Genomic DNA, 15460 nt, shown 5'->3' with positions numbered 1-15460 from the left:
CACCCGAGACGTCGTCCACGAGGGCCGTGAAGGACATGGAGAGGACGACGGGCCCCTCCTTCGGGTTGTCCAAGTCGCCCGTGGTGTACTTGACGCGCGGCAGGTACCACCGGTGGAAGTCCACGCCATTGACGTCCACCAGCACCACCTCGAGGTTGGACTCCTCCTCGTTGATGAAGCGGTTGAGGAGCGAGGCGTCCTGGAAGTACGCCGTCAGCGAGCCGGACACCGTGAGTCCGCCCTCGTGGACCTCCGTCGGAGAGCGCTCGCCGATGACGCCCTGGGTGGTGCGCCCGTTGGTGATGTCGAGCTCCACGCCGGTGACGTTGGCCACCACCGCGCCGCCCTCACGAATGGAGCCGGTGAAGGCATCGAAGGGGCTGGCCGTGCCCGCCGGAGTCAGCGTGGTGGCGTGGGACACAGTGGCCTGCACCATGTCCTTGCCCAACAGCGTGACGCTGCCGGTGACGATTTCGCCGGGCTTCACGGACAGCTTCATCGCGTTGATGGCGAGCCCCCGGTACAGCAGGTACTGGCCGATGTCCTCGAAGGCGCGCTCGAAGCTGTACGTCTTCAGCGCCACGCCATTCTTGAGGCGCCGGCCCACAAGGGCGATGGTGCGCGCGGCGGCGGCCGCGTCGGCGACGAGGGCCTTGTCCACGGTGAGGGACAGGGCGGTGACGGCCACCACCTTGGCGCGGCCGTTGTTGCCCGCGGTGGCGAAGCCGGTGGCGGCCACCTCGTCGCCTGGCAGGAAGCCGTCCGCGAGGAAGCTGCCGGTGGCGCGGACGAAGGACTCGTCGTCCGCGTCGGCCTCCAGCGACACCGCGCCCGTCGTCACCGCCTCCCAGGTGCCGGACAGGGCCCCGGAGAGCAGCTCGTCGAAGGTGCCCCGGGAGAGCTCGAAGGAGACGTCGCCGGCGGCGGTGCGCATGCCGTGGCGCAAGTCCGCCGTCTGCCTGTCCGCCCGAATCTCATTCGACTGGTACGTCTCCTTCGGCATGTTGAGGCTGGTGCCGGTGAAGCGCAGCGCCTGGTACGTGGTGGTGGCGGGGACGCCGTAGTCGCCCTCCGCGGTGAAGCGCAGCGCGGTGCGCTGTCCTGAAGCCGAAGAAGCCATGCGAGTACTCCTGCCGCGCGGAGCGGCTCAATCCACCGAGTGCACCAGCCACCAGACGCTGACGGGCACCACCCACCACTCCGCGTCCCGGAGCCCCGGGGCGAGGGAGGCGGACTGCACGCGGACGGTGGTGTCTCCGCGCGGCAGCGAGGTGCCCGGTTTGAAGCCGTCCACCACCGCCTGGGCGGCGGTGACGGCGGCCTTCTCCCCCGTGCCGAAGGGGAAGTGCAGCGACACCTGGAAGACGCCGGGCCGGCGCGTATAGCCGTCCACGCCCACCGTGCCCGGGGCGGTGCGCGCCCATAGGTGGTGGACGCGCGCCCAGGGCGTGCCCGCCGTGGGGGTGAAGGCCTCGTTGGGGAAGGCCAGCTGGGCCATGCCCACCACGGGGCCCAGCACCTCGGCCACGCGCACCTCCAGCGCCTGCTTGATTTCGAGGTGGACGGCGCTCACGTGCCACCACCCTCCTTCGTGTCCTTCACCGCCTCGGCCAGAATCTCCCGGCGGTTGGCGAGGGCGACGCGCACCATGCCGCGCGGGGCCTGGGCGGAGTGGCCAAACTCCAGCCGACGGGCGTACGGCAGGTTGTTGGTGAGGTAGACGGTGTCGCCCAGCTTCGCGGCCTCGAGCTGCGAAGCCGCGGCGGTGACGACGCCGCTGCCGTCCTTGTCCTCCGTCTCCGTGGTGCCGGAAGGGCGCGTGCCAATGCCCACCTGCCAGTTGCCCCGGAATCGCCCAGTGTCCACCGGCGACGACTCCACGACGTTGGCCAAGAGGCCCAGGGCCGTCTTCCGCACCACCTCGTTGGCGCGCTCCTTCGTCGCCTTCGCGAAGGACTCCACCTGGCGCGCGAAGCTGGCGCCCTTGCGCACCTTCCTGTCCGTGTCACGCAGACTCACGAGGCCACCCGCAGCGTGAAGAGAATGGGCCTGCCGCCCAGTTGCACCGGCGGGTCCACCGCCAGAACGCGCCAGGCGCGGCCCTCCAGCGGGCCCACCTCGTCTCCAGGCTCCGGCACCACAGGCAGGCCATGGGCGCCCACCAGCAGCTTGCGGCGCGCGGCGCGCACCGCAGTGCCCTCCTGCAGCGAGTCGCCCTCCTTGTCCTGCCCGGAGTCCGCCTGCACCAGCACCCGCACCGGGTAGCTGACGGTGGACGAGGTGCGCGTGGACGTCGCCACGTCGTACTCGCCCGCCGTGCGCCGGGTGAGGGATGCCTCCTGGCCGTACTTCTTCAGCAGCGCGAGGGCCTTGCGCGCCAACCTGTCAGCCTGGGCGCTCACCCGCGCACCACCTGGAAGCTGCCCAGGCCCGCCAGCCGGGGCACCACCAGCGGAGACACCAGCGCCGCCACCTCCGCCGGAATGGCGACGTGCGTCTCCTTCGACGTCTTCAACGGCCCCACCTGGACGCCCTCGTCCACCACGGGGCCCAGGCCCGCCGTCCAGTCCTCCTGGAGAAGCCGGAAGGCGAACTCCGCCACCGCCCACCGCAGCTGCGACGGAATGGCAGTGGAAGACACCGTGGCCCCGTCGAAGACGACGCCACGGCGCGGCCACGCCAGCGCCTGGGCGGCAGACGCCCGCGCGCCCAGGTAGCGGTAGTGGGTGTCGAGGACGCGCGTCGCCCACTTCAGCACGCGCTCCCGCTCCTCTTCCGAGGCCGCCGCCCACTCCGCGTTGTGGCCGCGCGAGGAGTGGTAGGCGTCCGCCTCCACCAGGGTGCAGTACGAGTCGGAGGACGGGCCTCCGGGAGTCGCTTCAATGGGCATGAGCGGGAGCTCCTCGAGCGCGGGCTACTCCTTGCCCTTGCCCTTCCCCTTCGCCTTGGTGTCCGCCGCCGGCGTCTCCTCGGCCGGGGCCTTCGCCAGCTCCGTCGTCGACTGGGCCTTCACGGGCTCCGCGGGCCAATCCTTCGCCTCGCGCAGTTCCGCCCGGAGGCGCTCCAGCTCGAAGTCCTTCGCGTTGATGAGCGCGCGCGCGTCCTCCAGCGCGACCGCCAGCTTCGGGTCCACAGAGCCGGTGGACTCCGCGCTCGCCTTCTCCTTCGCCCACTTCGCATGGGCCTCCTCGTACTCGCGCGAGTCCACCTGGAAGGCGTTGTGGTACTTGCCAAGAATGTGGAGGGCCGTCGCCGCGTGTCTCGGCACCTCCGCCACACCGGCATTGAAGTCGAAGCCCGCGAGGCTACACGTCTCCCCCGCGCGCGGCCCCACCAGCACCACTTCCACCGTCAGTCGATTTCCAGCCATCTGTTGCTCCACAGGGAATGCGCCCAGCACGTGCTGGGCGCGAGGTTGCGGGCCGGGCCCGCCCGGGAAGGGAGTCTCCGCGGGCAGGCCCAGCCGAGAAGCGCACCGCTCAGTTCTTCACGCCCTGGAGCACCGCCAGCCCCAGGTCGTTGAACACGGCCAGGCCGCAGTAGAACTTCACGCGGGTGATGGACTCGTCCTTCGTCTCCGCCTCGCCGATGTCCGCGACGTGGATGCCCATCTGCTTCTTCGCGTGCAGCCCGGCGATGCCCACCTTGCGGGTGCCGTCGTCGAGGCACCCGGCGAGGATGCTGGTGCACGTGGTGCTGGTTCCCTGCGTCTGGTTGGTGGGAACCCAGTCGTTCCGGAAGATGGGGACGCCCTCGTACACGAGGACCTCCTCCACGCCGTCCGCCAGATGCACCGTCTCGATGATGCCGGCGCCGCCCTGCGCGCGCAGCAGCGCCTTGTAGGAGCGGATGGTGCGGCCCGGCATCAGGTAGAAGTCGAGCTTCCCGTCCTTCGCGGTGACCTTCTGCCGAAGCTGGTCCAGCAAGTCGAAGGAGAGGTCGGCGCCGTTCGGCCCGGCAACCAGCGTCTGGCCCGCGCTCACCAGCCCCAGCAGTCCCTCGAACTCGTCATTGGCACCGGTGCCGTTGACGAGCAGGTTGGCGTACTTGCGGCCCACCGCCTTGGCCTTGCCGGCCACCTGGAGCGCTTTCTGGTCGGTGGTGTCCGAGTGCGTCGCCTCGATGAAGTTGTCCACCTCGGCGTCGCCGATGATGCGCTTCAGGGCGCTCGTCACCTGGACGAAGGTGGTGGGCGACTTGGCGGTAATGGTGCCGCCGACGCCCAGCATCTGCACGTCGCCCAGCGAGGACTCGCGGTTGTAGACAATGGCCGGCCCTTCCACGGACTCCCAGCGGAGGCGCTGGTAGAAGGCGTCGACGGTGACGATGTTGTCGATGATGCCGCCGACGAGGTCGTCCTGGCTGAGCTTGGCGGCTTCGACAAGGGTGATTGAAGGCATAGGAGTGCGCTCCTCCTCGGAGCGAGGGAATGCGGGACAGGCAGAAGGCGCGCCAAGGGCGGAGCTGCTGAAAGCCCTCTGTCATTCATGGACTGACGAAAGAGTGACTGCCGCCGGGAATCCCTCCCGGTTTGTCGTGGGCCGCATCCCGCGCACCCACGACGGGTGCTACTTCCTGCCCAACCCGCGCTGAATACGCTCCAGCGCGGTCATCTTGCCGCCCCCGGGAATCCCTCCCGGAGGCGCCCCCGGGGGCATCCCGCCGCCCGAGGAGCCCGTGCCCTTGAAGGCGCGGGTGAAGCGCGAGTCCTTCTTCAGCTCCACGACGTACTCGTCAACCGTCATGGGGCTGCCCGACTTGTTCTCACGAGGGTTCCCCTCGTCATCCACAACCCGGACCAGGAACTTCCCAGCCTCCTCCACGAGGACCACGTGGGGCGCCATGATGGGTAGCATCAACTCAATGGCTCCCTCATTTTTCGTGAGGGCATCACGGACGGCGCCCTCGGCGAGCTGTTTGTGCAGCACGGACGTCAGGCGCTTCACCTCGGCGTCCTTGTCGCCCAGCGCCTTGGAGTGCTTCTCCTCCAGCGAGGTGCGCTCCTTCGCCCACGCCTCCGCGCCCTTGACGCCCTTCTGCGCCTCGCGGAGCTGGGTGCCCAGCTCCGCGAGGCGCTGCTCCACCTCCTCCGGCGTCTTCAGCCCCAGCTTCTCGAAGCCCGCCAGCTGGCCCTTCAGCGTCTTGTTGCTGTCGCGCTCCTTCCTCAGCGACCCGGTGAGCGCGGAGGTGTCCAGGCGCTTCGCCAACTCCTCGTCGAGGACGTACTTCTCGGGCGCACCCTCCGCCGCGTCCACCTTCGTGTAGAGCGCGCGGAGCCTCTCCGGCACCTCGTCCACCTTCTCCAGCTCCGGCTGCCACTCGAACGGCATGTGCTTCCTCTCCCTTCGTCAGCGCGGGCCGGCTACAACTTCGCCCGCTTGAAAGCCGCGGCCTCCACCGCGTGCAGTTGCTCCAACGTCAGCGTCTTCCCGCTGGCGTCTGTGAAGCGGCCCAGCGGCAGGCCTCCCTCGCGCCAGAGCTGCGCGCGCGTCGGCCCGAGCACCTCGTCCTGGAAGGCCCGGGACTGCTTGCGCAGCCAGTCCTCGTAGGAGAGCCCCTTCGGCACCTGGCCGACGTTCTCCCGAGTCCACTTCTGGCGCTGGCGGGAGATGGCCGCGTCGCGCTCCTTCGTGGACATGGACTTCCAGCGCTCCTCGCCCGCCTTGGCCTTCGCCTCGGCGCGGAAGTCGATGTCCCGCTGACGCCTTGTGCGTGTGTCCGTGACAGAGGGCCTGTCTCCAATCAGCTTCACGCCGTCAATGACTGGCGACGTGGTGGTCCGGCATCCTCGATGGAATGGAGGACGGCGTCCGTCGCGTACCGGAAACACCTTCCCGTCCAACGCCATGCACCCCAGCGTGGTGCGCCCGTCCAGGGTGGCCACCATGCGCACGTGCTGGACGATGTCGGCGTTCGCCTTGTACGTCTCCTCCCGCGCCTGGGTGGCCACGTGGTTCGTGGCGGTGCGCACCACCGACTCCGCGTTGCGCCGGCTCGTCGCCAGGATGCCATTGGTGTAGCCCTCCGCGCGGGTGCCCATGACTTCGCGCACCATCTGCTGCGTCGTCTTGCCCTCCACCACGCCCTGGCGCACGACGCGCCCCAGCCTGTCCACGTCGGCGGGGGCGAGAGCGTCCGCCCAGTCTTTCAGGATGTGCCCCTCGAAGGGCCGGGAGAAGGCGGCCGCGTGCAGCACCTCCGCGGTGGGCGTGGCGACGGACAGCTCGACGATGAGCGTCTCCCGCAGCACCGCCGTCTGCCACCTGGCCTCGTGCAGCGCGAAGGCGCCCAGCTCCTCCGTCATGAGTCCCATGGCCGTGCCGTAGGCATCGGCGCGAATGCCGCCCACCCTGGCCAGCATCTCCTCCAGGCGCTTCGTCACCTGGGGCCCGGCGTCGTACCCGCCCGCCGCCTCGATGCGGGACAGACGCTTCGTCAGCTCGGCTTCCAGGTCCTCCTCGGACTCGTTGAGGACTTCCACCACGCGGCGGACGAGGCCCGCCTTGTAGCGCTCCACCTGCACCCCGTGGGCGATGGAGCGCTCCAGCAGCTCCTCGTTCATCGTCGGACTGGTGCTCACACCTCAGCTCCGCGCATGCACTGGCACTCGGCGGCTTCGGTCCAGGTAGGGCACCTGTCCTGCTCGGGGTGCCACTGGGCGCCGGACAGGGCGAGGAAGAGCTCGCTCATGTGCCGGACGAAGAGCGCGCCGCCCACGTGGACAATGCGTCCCGCAGGGACGGCCGCCGAGATTCGGACGGGCACACCAGCCCACGGGCCCCCCCTTCGGTGACATCCCGTTGACCAGTGGCATGGAAACCCATGCCCCGAGGCTGGCCTACGCCGAGGACGCCGTCCGGCACGGAGCGTGTTCACGCCATGGACATGAACGCCTGGAGCAGGCGAGTGGCGCTCGCGCAGAGCCGACAGTTTGGGGAGAAGGACGGCAGCAGCGGGAAGAACACGACACGTGCGGGCGAAGGCGGCGCACGTGAGGATGCCATGAGGCTCCCGTTCATTGCTCCTGATTCAAAGAGGCGACTCCGCAGTGCGGGTAATGCTGCGGGGCATCGACTGTGATTCTCGGCCACAAGGGCTCCAGGTAGCGAGCCGCGCCATGAGCCTTTCATGCCGGAAATTCTTTCACTGACAGACCAACAGCGAGGGCTCGTTTAATTCAAGTTGAGCCATCCCGTGCGGGCCAACGGACTCTGCTTGAGCCAAGACCAAGCCGTGCGGGCAATGCCATTGTACTGAAGTCCACTTTAAATTCGGCCATCCCGATAACAATACTGGCTTCAGTCTTCGGCATTTGAATTTCAAGCAACGGGCAGCCTCAACCACCTGATGGACGCGCGGATTAGTGGGGCCTTGCCACGTAGTCGCCGAAGGCTGTGGCATGTCCCGCTGGCCCGCCAAGGGTATTCCAATGAAGAACGCGATGTACTGGCTCCTCTCTGCACTCTTCGCCCTCTCTCTTGCCGTCACTCCTTCTGTCGCCATGGCCCAGTCCCAGCCCTGCCTGCCCAAGAACTCGAAAGATGGCTTGGCCCGCGTGGCCGTGTCCAATTACATCAGCACCGCGAATACAGCGCTCGCTCTTACTAGCGCTGCCGCAATAACAAACAATCCAATCACACGACAAGCCGCACTGAGTACAATGATTCTAGCGGAGTCGACATCCATCATCGACGATGGCCCTTATATATACATGAGCGTTATCTCTGACCTGCTCGTGGGGAAAGGGGTGAAAGCGACCTTTTTTGTCGATGGCGAGAATTGGTCGTGCATTTATGGGGGTTCTGAGAATCAGCCGTGCATGTGGGATGATTCGGCGGAGGTCGCTGCCAGAGTGGACACGGTCGCTGCCAGCATGAACACGATCGCTTACATGCTCGCGCAGGTGCCGCCCGTCTGCCTCTTCTAATTCGACGGCTGGTTGTTTCATTGAGTGGCTCCGCTCAGTCGAATGAATGCGATGCATCAACGTGGCACACGTCGAGCTGAGGTGTCCGCGCGATTCTGGCCGGAGGAGATGATGGAGAGTGTCCTGGTCTGGCCCCACGGCTACCCAGCATGGAGCGCTTCCCCTTCACGCCGGACTGCGGCGCGGAGCAGCAGTCACAACCCCGAAATCTGAAGGCCCAGTTCGGTGACGGGTACGCCCACCAGCACAGCGAGGATAGCTCTGTGAGACGGGCATAACGAAAGTCGCCGCGGGTGGCGTCCCCCTTCCAGCAGCCTCACGTGGCACCTCCACGTCAGGCTGCTGGCTCGTCCTTCAGAGGTGGATCGGCACTGGTAACCTGGACGCCCTGGGCGGGCTGCGAGGGCTGGGGCTCGTCCCTCGGCTGGCGTCCCACAGCACCCAACCGGGGCCCCTCGGCATCGAGGTAGTCAGCGTCCAGTTCCTCGTCGAAGTCCGCAGAGAGGGTGCCTCGGCGCTGCATCTCCTTCAGGAACGTCTTCCGGGAGATGTCGCCGGCAGCGCGTGCCTTGAAGAGCACCTCCAGCCCCTGCGCGTCCCCCTCCTCCACGCCGAAGTCCGTGTGGACGGACACCTTCAGCTTGTCGTCCGGCACCTCGACGCCCATCCACCGGGCCGAGAAGTGGAAGGCCAGCTCCAGCGCGTCACCGAAGGTGCGCGCCATGGCCCCCAGCTTCGAGTGGCTCTGCCCGGTGTTGATGGACTTCTCGGTGGCCGTGGTGTTGCTCTTCCGGCGGACGAGCAACTCCACGCTGAGGGCCGCCATCTGGTCCTCCAGGCGCTCGAGGTCCTTCGCGCCCGCCTCGATGGCCGCCCCAGCGTGCTCCACGTAATAGAATTTCCCCTGGGGGTTGCTGGTGGTGAGCAGCGAGTGGGGGCCGATGGCGATGCCGCCGCGCCCACCTGTCCTCCCGAGGAACTCCCTGTCCTCCGCGTCCAGCCCTTCGAGCTCGGCGCCCCCGCCCCGCGGCGACTCGTCCGTCACGCCCGAGGCCGCCAGAATCGGGAAGCGGGTGATGGTGAGGATGTTCCGCTGGTCGCTGGAGGACTGCCAGTGCTCCAGGTTCTTCTCGGCGAGGGAGAGCAGCGGCGGGCGGATGAGCATGAGTCCCTTGGGCTTGCCCGCGTACCAGGTGACGAGGGGGATGACGCCCAGCGTGTTCACCCCGCCGTCCACCTGTGCCCAGGCGCCATTCCCGTCCTTCTCGTACACCGCCCACGCATCCCGCTCGAGCACGCGGACGCGCTCGACAGAGACTTCCTCGAAGCCAGACACCCGCGTCACCGTGTCGCGGATGCGAATGTGCGTCAGCACCTGGGCGCCGCCTTCCACCGTGGCGTAGGCCGCAAGGAGGGAGTCCGCAGGCACGTGGACGAAGTACGGCCGCACACCTGCCTCCTCCTCGTCCGCGCGCGTCTGCACCTGCGTCCTGTCCACCGTGGGGTACTCGACGAGGACGTGCACCAGCCCGTTGGCCAGCCCGTCCGAGAAGGCGTTGCGCGCCCACGTCGTCACGTCGTTGCCCTGCTTGTCCACGTCGTCCACGAGGGCGTGCAACTCCTCGGGCGCGGAGTCGGCCAGCGTCACTGGCTTGGTGAAGGGCATCTCCGCCAGGGTGCCGAGCGCGGACTCGACGTAGTTGAAGAGGAAGCTGCGCTGGAGGCGCTCCCGGTACGCCTCCTCGGACTCGCGCGCGTGCTGCGGCAGGTACAGCGTCCCCGCGGCGCGCATGGCCTCCGTGCCTCCCAGCAGGGCCTTCACCAGCGCCCAGTGCGGCTTCATGGCCTTGTACGCGCTGCTCTCGTTACTCACGTCGGACGTCATGGGCGGGCCCTCTCTGCGTGGCCGGGACGGCGAAGGTGGACGTACTGCCAGTTGCGGAGCGCCAGGCGGGCGAGGCGCATGGATGTCGGGTCCGCGAGGTGGGGGAAGAAGCGCAGCACCAGCCAGGCGGAGTCGCGCCGGGCCGCGCGCGGCAGGCCTCGCCCGCGCAGGCGCCAGGAGGTGCCGGGCCGGCGGCGGGCGGCAACCGGGGGCGTAGCCCTCACCCGGACACCACCCGGAAGGGCCCGCGGACGCCCGCGCTGAAGCGCTCCGCCGCGCGCAACGCCATGCGCACCCGCGCCTCGGGCTTGAGGTGCCGGGCCGCGAAGAGGGCCCCGCGCGCCGCCTCGCTGCCGCACCCCACGGCGTCGAAGCCGTCTCGGGACTCCGCCACCTGGTAGTCGGACTCGATGCGGAAGAGGTGCCCCGCCACGCCGACGAGGAAGGTGCCGCCCAGCTCCTGCTCGCTCTGCTTCGCCGCCCAGCCCTTGTCCTTCAGCGCCGCGCGCACCGCGTCCACGAAGTCCACCACCATGTACCGGCCCAGCGCCCCGGGCCGCTTCGGCAGCGGCGGTGGGCTGAAGGCGTGCCGCAGCACCTGCCCCATGCGGAAGGACGAGGTGAAGCCGACGAGGAAGGGCCCGGTGGAGAACACCTTCGTGTCGGCGCGGACGGTGAGCTCGTACCCAGCGACGCCCGCGCTGTCCCCGCCCAGGTACACGCGCCCCCGCGCCACCACCCCAGCAATGCACGTCACGTTGCCTCCTCGGGAGTCATGCGGCGGACAGCGGACTCGCCGCCCACCACGGTGAAGACGGAGGCCACGGGGGACGTCATGTCCGCCGGGCCCGCCAGCAGCAGGTGCAGCACTTCGCGCCGAGCCGTCGTCAGCGCTCCCCGAATGGAGTCCACGTCCGTCGCGGACAGCACCGCGGGGCCACCCGGGTGGGTGTGCCAGTCGCCCAGGTAGTGCAGCTGCGGGTGGATGCGCGCCACCAGCCGGTTGTCCCGCGCCCGGTCCGCCTCGTAGCCCAGGCGGCTGCGGCGCGCGCGCCGTCCCGGGCCCGTCAGCGCCAGCACGTGGGCCTCGCCGTCCACCACCTGCCCCAGCAACAGCCCGCCCGTCTCCAGTGGGGCGCGCACGCGGGCCAGGCGCTGGGCCTTCGCCAGCACGGCGCAGCGCACCCAGACGCGGTACGGGCCGGACACATACAGGACGGCACCAGGTGCCGGCGCGGTGGCGCACGTGGCGCACGTGGCGCTCATCGGTAGCTCCCGAGGCGCATGGAGTGCGTTGACGTGTCGAGCATCAGCTCCGTCAGCGCCCACACCACGGCGTCCATTCGGTTGGGGCTCCAGGTGGACTCCCCGGGCACCCACGTCGTCATCTCGTCCTCGAGGGCGGGCAGCCGGACCACATGGTGCACCTTCCCGCGCTCGTACAGGGCGGCCACGGGCTCGGCGCGCTTCGCCTTGCCGCGCGAGGCCGTCACCACCTTCACGTTGACGGGCCTGCGCATCTCCTTCGCCTTGCTGCGAATGGTGGTCTCCACCATGTCGCCACCGAAGTTCTTCTCGCCCACCACGGCGTCGGCGGACTCCTTCTCGTAGATGGCCAACGCCTTCGTGGCCCAGGCCTCCGCAGACATCTTCTTGGACTCGTCGAGCCAGACGTAGGCGTGCCCGTTGGAGGCCTTGCCCGCGCAGACGATGCCCACCTCGTCGTTGCTGGGGCCGTCCCCGCCGGCCGGGTCCACCGCCACCACCACGCGCACCATGGGCAGCGGCTTGCCCTCGGCGTCCACCGGGAGAGGCGCGCGCGCTTCCTCCAGCGTCTCCGGAGTCCACAGCGCGCCCACCGCGGCCGCCTTGAAGGCCTCCTCCACCGTCGCCGGGTACTCGCGCCGGAAGTCCGCCACTCCCTTCTCGAAGGCCGACACCTTCGAGCGACGCCACGCCAGCTGCCCGTCGTCCAGAGCGTAGCCATGCACCTGCTGGCACAGCTCCGCGTACCGCACCTCCTCCGAGGTGCGCTCGAAGCCCGCGGGCACCGCCAGACGGTACTCGTCCTGCCAGAACCAGGGGATGAAGATGAGCTCGTACTCGTTCTCCCCCTTCTGCGCCGCGAGGCACAGCCGGTAGAAGAGTCCCTGCGGCCCGTCGCTGGTGGACTCGAGGATGATTTCCGTCCCCGGCACGTTGCCCACGGCCTCCAGCACGCCGCGCATGTGGCCGGAGGCGTTGGGCCAGAAGGCGACTTCCGAGCCGTGGAAGTACTGGAGCGTGGAGCTGCGCCCCGTCCCCTTGCTCCCCGCGGTGCCCACCTTGTACCCGGAGGCCAGCTTGTCGAAGAGCAGTTCCTTCGCGTTGGACGCGCTGGTGGACGGCTTCACGAGCGCTGGGCAGTGCTCGTGGTACGTCTTCGCCATTTTGAAGAGGTTGGCGGTGGCCGGGTCCTCGTGCGTGAGGATGTAGGCGCTCACCCCTTTGCGGTGTGACACCCGCCAGTAGAAGCGCGCCTCCACGTACGTGCTGCACCCCTGCTGGCGCCCCTTGAGGATGATGGCGCGCACCCTCCCCGTCTTCCGGAGCTGCGCCTCCAGCCTCTCGTGCAGGTACAGCTGGGCCTTGTTCAGCTTCAGCTGCGGCAACGCCGCCCCGGACACCTCCTTCGGCCGAATCCGCAGGCACTTCTCCGCGTAGTGCGGGAAGTCGTCCTTCAGCCTCTGGCGGATGGCCTTCTCGCGCGGAGACAACTCCTCCTGCGCGTCCTGCACCACCGGCCACCCACCACGTCCCCTCAGCTCGCGTGGCTGACGGCGCCGGGCCACCTGCGTCCGGAGGGAGGGCTTCTTCCGCGCCTGCCGGGCCGCGCTCACTCCAGCTCCCCCAGCGCTTCCTCGTGGCTCTTCTTCACCTCCGTCAGCTCCAACTTGTCGATGAAGAGCTTCAGGTACTTGCCCAGCAGCTCCAGCGACTTGTCCTTGGACCAGAGCTTCAGCTTCGTCACCGTGCCGACCTGGACGCGCTCCTCGCCCTTCCCCGCGTACAGCGCCTCCACTTCGATGCTGGAGATGGCCCGGCGGAAGTCCTCGGGCATGTCCTTCAGCGGCAGCACCGCACCGCCCTCGCCCACCCCCTGGCCGATGTCGGAGAACGCCAAGCGCTTCAGCTCGCGCAGCACATCGGCGACCTCGACCCGGACATCGTCCTGGACCGCCTCCTCAAGCGCTGCCTCGCCGGCCTCCACAGCCGCCAAGACCTTGGCATTTCTCAACAAGCGGGAGCCCTGCGACTCCGCCGACGCCTCGGAGTACCCCGCGCGGATGGCGGCCTGCGTCGAGTTGGAATCCTTCAGGTACTCCCGGACGAAGGCCCGCTGCTTGGGCGTCAGTTCGCGCGACTCGTCATCCGGGGCGTGCGTTTCCTCGGGCCGACTCGACGGACTGGTGCGCTTGCGTGCCACGACGCCGAGCATCGGCGGCGTCGTGGACGTCATCCGAGCGACGGGCGCTACCGCTGCGCCTCCTGCTCACGGCGGCGACGGCGACGCTCGCGGCTCCTCTTCGTGAAGAACCGCACCACCGCCATGCGCACGTCCCGTCCCAGGTACAACCACAGCGTCTTGCTGAACCACGTGACGACCGGGGCGAGCAGCGCACTAATCACGACAACGAGGACTAGCGACAACAGGGAGAAGTTGGTCATGCCCTAGAGAAGGGGCGGCGTTCTCGCGAGGCGCCCGAGGGCACTTCTTCGGTCCATAAGCTGCGCTCAACAAGCGCACCCAGGCCCCTGACGACACGTATTCCCCGTCGGGATGCAGGAGTCGCCGCAGGGCTTACTGGTTGGTCCACAGCGCTTGCAGCACGCGCTACCCCCGCCCCCTTCGTCGGATGGGTACTCGCATGTCATCGAGCTCGGGTCGCATTTGCTCCGCCCCAGGCACTCGTCCACGACGTGCCACTCCCGCCGCCCCTCCTTGTCGGCCTTGCACCGGAGCACGGCATACTCACCACACGTCATCGTGCCGGGCTCTTCGTTCGCACAGGATTCGCGCTCAAGGTCGCATCCCTGCAGCGTCAGCGCGGCCACCAGCAACACCAACAACCTGGTCATGTTCCCCCCGTCAGATGTGGGCAGGGGGGCATGCTCCCAACGTCGACCCCACCGCGCAAGCTGGTGTCGAACCCTTGGGCGCAAGGGGCGAGTCAGGTTGTCGAGGACGGGAGCCGCCAGCGGACAGCATCACGGGTCGTCCGTCATGTCGTCCAACTGTCCCTGGGCCAAGTCTCGGTAGTACGGCACCACCTCGACGGCCAGCACGTCACGCATCTGCTGTCGGGCGCTGTCGAAGTCCCCTTCCCGCTGCAGGCGCCACATGACGTGGAGGGCATCGGTCAGGCGATTGGAGCCGTCGGTGATGCGCCGAGCTGACTCGCGCAGGAGCTCCATGGCCCCGCTCTCCGTCGCCAGCGCAGCCTGAGCGTCGCGGATGGCCACCTCTTTCGCCGTTCTCAGAAGGAGTGCGCGCACATCCTCCGTCAACACCAGTGGGGAACCAGCGCGCAGCACCTGGAGAGAGAGCGCGCGGAACGGGTCCCAATCGGGGCGATCAGCCATGGGGACTCACTTCCTCTTCCGCTTCGGCTCGCACATGTCGATGGGCCACTCGTGTTGGCCTTCGCACCGACGCATGCAGTCATAACAGGGGCCAGAGAAAAGTCCGTCCTGGCAGTCGCCATAGGCCCGAATACACCGCCGCTTCCACTCCGGGAGTGACTCATTGTGCGAGTCATCCCACTCCTCAGGAGAGGAGGCAGCTTGGCCTCCCTCCATCAAGGTGGCCGCCTCGGATGCGGTAAGCCCACAGGCCTCGGGATTGCCTCGGCTCTTCTGGAGGCAACACGAGACGGTGTCCGTGCAGGCCGCCTGCGCGTAGTAGTCGCCGCGCGCCGAAGAGTGCGCCGAACCGGAACACCCTGGGGTCAGGAGTGCCCATGCCAAGGCACACGACGTCCCCACAAACCGCTTTAGCATGAATTACATGCTATTCAGCCCGGTCTGACTTGTCTATGTGGTCTTCACTTCTGGTTGGGCTTTGCCGCTTCCCCAGGCCACAGCTCGAGCTGACCCTCCGTGGGTACCTTCCGCATCCGCGGGGATGGTGCCGACTCCGGCCGCTGCAGCCCCTGGGAGTAGGAGATGGAGGCCTTCCGGAGCCGGTCCTTCGCCTTGGCAAACGCCTCCTCGTCATCACCCGCGTCCGCGTAGGCCAGGGCGGCAGAGGTGAGCCTGTCCCAGGGGTTGGCGTACGTCTCCGCCAGCGGGGTGGACAGGGGCTGGCCCCGCGTCGCGCGCTTCGCGTGGGCGTGGCACAGCTTCCGGCGCGGCGCAGCCTCGCGCGTGCAACCGTCCACCGTGCAGGGCTCGGAAGGACACGGCGTCATGCCCCATGACCCTCCTGGGCAGCCGACACCTGGCACGGCACGCCCATGCGCTCGCACAGCTCCCGGACACTCGCGCGGAAGGCATCGAGCTGGACCGCCAGGCGCAGACGCCCCGCCTCGAAGTCCGCGCGCGCCTCAGCGGCAGCCACAGCCTCACGCTCGGGCAAGCCGTGCCCCGACTGCTGGTCCCTGCGCTCC

At 68.5% G+C, this 15460-nt stretch carries 19 protein-coding genes; 1 reads left to right on the top strand and 18 read right to left on the bottom strand.

The window, feature by feature from the left end:
- The 9 genes from LXT21_RS44425 to LXT21_RS44385 all read right to left on the bottom strand — a co-directional run.
- Positions 1 to 1120: phage tail tube protein (locus LXT21_RS44425; protein WP_254044344.1), on the bottom strand; the 1120-nt coding region annotated here is incomplete at its 3' end.
- A gap of 27 nt (positions 1121 to 1147) precedes the next feature.
- Positions 1148 to 1573 carry a phage tail terminator-like protein gene (locus LXT21_RS44420; protein WP_254044343.1) on the bottom strand — a complete coding sequence of 142 codons (426 nt, stop codon included), beginning with the start codon at positions 1571 to 1573 and terminating at the stop codon, positions 1148 to 1150.
- Entirely contained in the window at positions 1570 to 2019 is a 450-nt protein-coding gene (locus LXT21_RS44415) for an HK97 gp10 family phage protein (RefSeq protein WP_254044342.1), read from the bottom strand. Before LXT21_RS44415 ends, LXT21_RS44420 begins: the two co-directional genes overlap by 4 nt.
- Entirely contained in the window at positions 2016 to 2402 is a 387-nt protein-coding gene (locus LXT21_RS44410; RefSeq protein ID WP_254044341.1) for a hypothetical protein, read from the bottom strand. The genes LXT21_RS44415 and LXT21_RS44410 overlap by 4 nt, the downstream gene beginning before the upstream one ends.
- The gene (locus LXT21_RS44405; RefSeq protein ID WP_254044340.1) at positions 2399 to 2890 is read right to left on the bottom strand and encodes a DnaT-like ssDNA-binding protein; all 492 of its coding nucleotides are present in this window, start codon (positions 2888 to 2890) and stop codon (positions 2399 to 2401) included. Before LXT21_RS44405 ends, LXT21_RS44410 begins: the two co-directional genes overlap by 4 nt.
- A gap of 24 nt (positions 2891 to 2914) precedes the next feature.
- On the bottom strand, positions 2915 to 3370 hold the full coding sequence (locus LXT21_RS44400) for a hypothetical protein (RefSeq protein ID WP_254044339.1): 456 nt from the start codon (positions 3368 to 3370) through the stop codon (positions 2915 to 2917).
- Positions 3371 to 3479: 109 nt separating this feature from the next.
- A complete protein-coding gene (locus LXT21_RS44395) occupies positions 3480 to 4400 on the bottom strand; it encodes a major capsid protein (RefSeq protein WP_254044338.1) in 921 nt (306 codons plus the stop codon).
- Between the two features lie 168 nt (positions 4401 to 4568).
- Positions 4569 to 5330 carry a hypothetical protein gene (locus tag LXT21_RS44390; RefSeq protein ID WP_254044337.1) on the bottom strand — a complete coding sequence of 254 codons (762 nt, stop codon included), beginning with the start codon at positions 5328 to 5330 and terminating at the stop codon, positions 4569 to 4571.
- 32 nt (positions 5331 to 5362) lie between these two features.
- Positions 5363 to 6580 (bottom strand): minor capsid protein, encoded by a 1218-nt coding sequence (locus LXT21_RS44385; RefSeq protein WP_254044336.1) that lies wholly within the window; start codon positions 6578 to 6580, stop codon positions 5363 to 5365.
- Between the two features lie 849 nt (positions 6581 to 7429).
- On the opposite strand from LXT21_RS44385, the gene LXT21_RS44380 reads away from it, so the two are divergent.
- Positions 7430 to 7927 carry a hypothetical protein gene (locus LXT21_RS44380; protein WP_254044335.1) on the top strand — a complete coding sequence of 166 codons (498 nt, stop codon included), beginning with the start codon at positions 7430 to 7432 and terminating at the stop codon, positions 7925 to 7927.
- A gap of 334 nt (positions 7928 to 8261) precedes the next feature.
- On the opposite strand, the gene LXT21_RS44375 is transcribed toward LXT21_RS44380, so the two are convergent.
- The 9 genes from LXT21_RS44375 to LXT21_RS44335 form a co-directional block, all read right to left on the bottom strand.
- Entirely contained in the window at positions 8262 to 9812 is a 1551-nt protein-coding gene (locus LXT21_RS44375; RefSeq protein WP_254044334.1) for a DUF4055 domain-containing protein, read from the bottom strand.
- A gap of 220 nt (positions 9813 to 10032) precedes the next feature.
- A complete protein-coding gene (locus LXT21_RS44370; protein WP_254044333.1) occupies positions 10033 to 10569 on the bottom strand; it encodes a hypothetical protein in 537 nt (178 codons plus the stop codon).
- Positions 10566 to 11078, bottom strand: coding sequence for a Mov34/MPN/PAD-1 family protein (locus tag LXT21_RS44365; protein WP_254044332.1), 513 nt, complete (start codon positions 11076 to 11078; stop codon positions 10566 to 10568). The genes LXT21_RS44370 and LXT21_RS44365 overlap by 4 nt, the downstream gene beginning before the upstream one ends.
- The gene (locus LXT21_RS45605; RefSeq protein WP_254044331.1) at positions 11075 to 12691 is read right to left on the bottom strand and encodes a phage terminase large subunit family protein; all 1617 of its coding nucleotides are present in this window, start codon (positions 12689 to 12691) and stop codon (positions 11075 to 11077) included. Before LXT21_RS45605 ends, LXT21_RS44365 begins: the two co-directional genes overlap by 4 nt.
- Positions 12688 to 13311: a terminase small subunit gene (locus tag LXT21_RS44355; RefSeq protein ID WP_254044330.1), complete on the bottom strand. Its 624-nt coding sequence runs from the start codon at positions 13309 to 13311 to the stop codon at positions 12688 to 12690. Before LXT21_RS44355 ends, LXT21_RS45605 begins: the two co-directional genes overlap by 4 nt.
- 14 nt (positions 13312 to 13325) lie before the next feature.
- Positions 13326 to 13520, bottom strand: coding sequence for a hypothetical protein (locus LXT21_RS44350; protein ID WP_254044329.1), 195 nt, complete (start codon positions 13518 to 13520; stop codon positions 13326 to 13328).
- A 540-nt stretch (positions 13521 to 14060) separates the two neighbouring features.
- On the bottom strand, positions 14061 to 14435 hold the full coding sequence (locus tag LXT21_RS44345; RefSeq protein ID WP_254044328.1) for a DUSAM domain-containing protein: 375 nt from the start codon (positions 14433 to 14435) through the stop codon (positions 14061 to 14063).
- Between the two features lie 461 nt (positions 14436 to 14896).
- Positions 14897 to 15262 (bottom strand): hypothetical protein, encoded by a 366-nt coding sequence (locus LXT21_RS44340; protein ID WP_254044327.1) that lies wholly within the window; start codon positions 15260 to 15262, stop codon positions 14897 to 14899.
- Positions 15259 to 15460: hypothetical protein (locus LXT21_RS44335; RefSeq protein WP_254044326.1), on the bottom strand; the 202-nt coding region annotated here is incomplete at its 5' end. The genes LXT21_RS44335 and LXT21_RS44340, both read right to left, overlap by 4 nt.

This window comes from Myxococcus guangdongensis, from assembly GCF_024198255.1.
In the GTDB taxonomy this organism is placed as follows: domain Bacteria; phylum Myxococcota; class Myxococcia; order Myxococcales; family Myxococcaceae; genus Myxococcus; species Myxococcus guangdongensis.
Note: the sequence above shows the minus strand (reverse complement) of the source record. Positions and strands in the feature narration are given on the sequence as shown.

Coding starts and splice junctions, on each gene's coding strand:
- LXT21_RS44405 (WP_254044340.1), bottom strand. CDS start 2,890: ATGCCCATTGAAGCGACTCCCGGAGGCCCGTCCTCCGACTCGTACTGC.
- LXT21_RS44395 (WP_254044338.1), bottom strand. CDS start 4,400: ATGCCTTCAATCACCCTTGTCGAAGCCGCCAAGCTCAGCCAGGACGAC.
- LXT21_RS44355 (WP_254044330.1), bottom strand. CDS start 13,311: ATGACGTCCACGACGCCGCCGATGCTCGGCGTCGTGGCACGCAAGCGC.
- LXT21_RS44375 (WP_254044334.1), bottom strand. CDS start 9,812: ATGACGTCCGACGTGAGTAACGAGAGCAGCGCGTACAAGGCCATGAAG.
- LXT21_RS44390 (WP_254044337.1), bottom strand. CDS start 5,330: ATGCCGTTCGAGTGGCAGCCGGAGCTGGAGAAGGTGGACGAGGTGCCG.
- LXT21_RS44350 (WP_254044329.1), bottom strand. CDS start 13,520: ATGACCAACTTCTCCCTGTTGTCGCTAGTCCTCGTTGTCGTGATTAGT.
- LXT21_RS44340 (WP_254044327.1), bottom strand. CDS start 15,262: ATGACGCCGTGTCCTTCCGAGCCCTGCACGGTGGACGGTTGCACGCGC.
- LXT21_RS44365 (WP_254044332.1), bottom strand. CDS start 11,078: ATGAGCGCCACGTGCGCCACGTGCGCCACCGCGCCGGCACCTGGTGCC.
- LXT21_RS44400 (WP_254044339.1), bottom strand. CDS start 3,370: ATGGCTGGAAATCGACTGACGGTGGAAGTGGTGCTGGTGGGGCCGCGC.
- LXT21_RS44380 (WP_254044335.1), top strand. CDS start 7,430: ATGAAGAACGCGATGTACTGGCTCCTCTCTGCACTCTTCGCCCTCTCT.
- LXT21_RS44345 (WP_254044328.1), bottom strand. CDS start 14,435: ATGGCTGATCGCCCCGATTGGGACCCGTTCCGCGCGCTCTCTCTCCAG.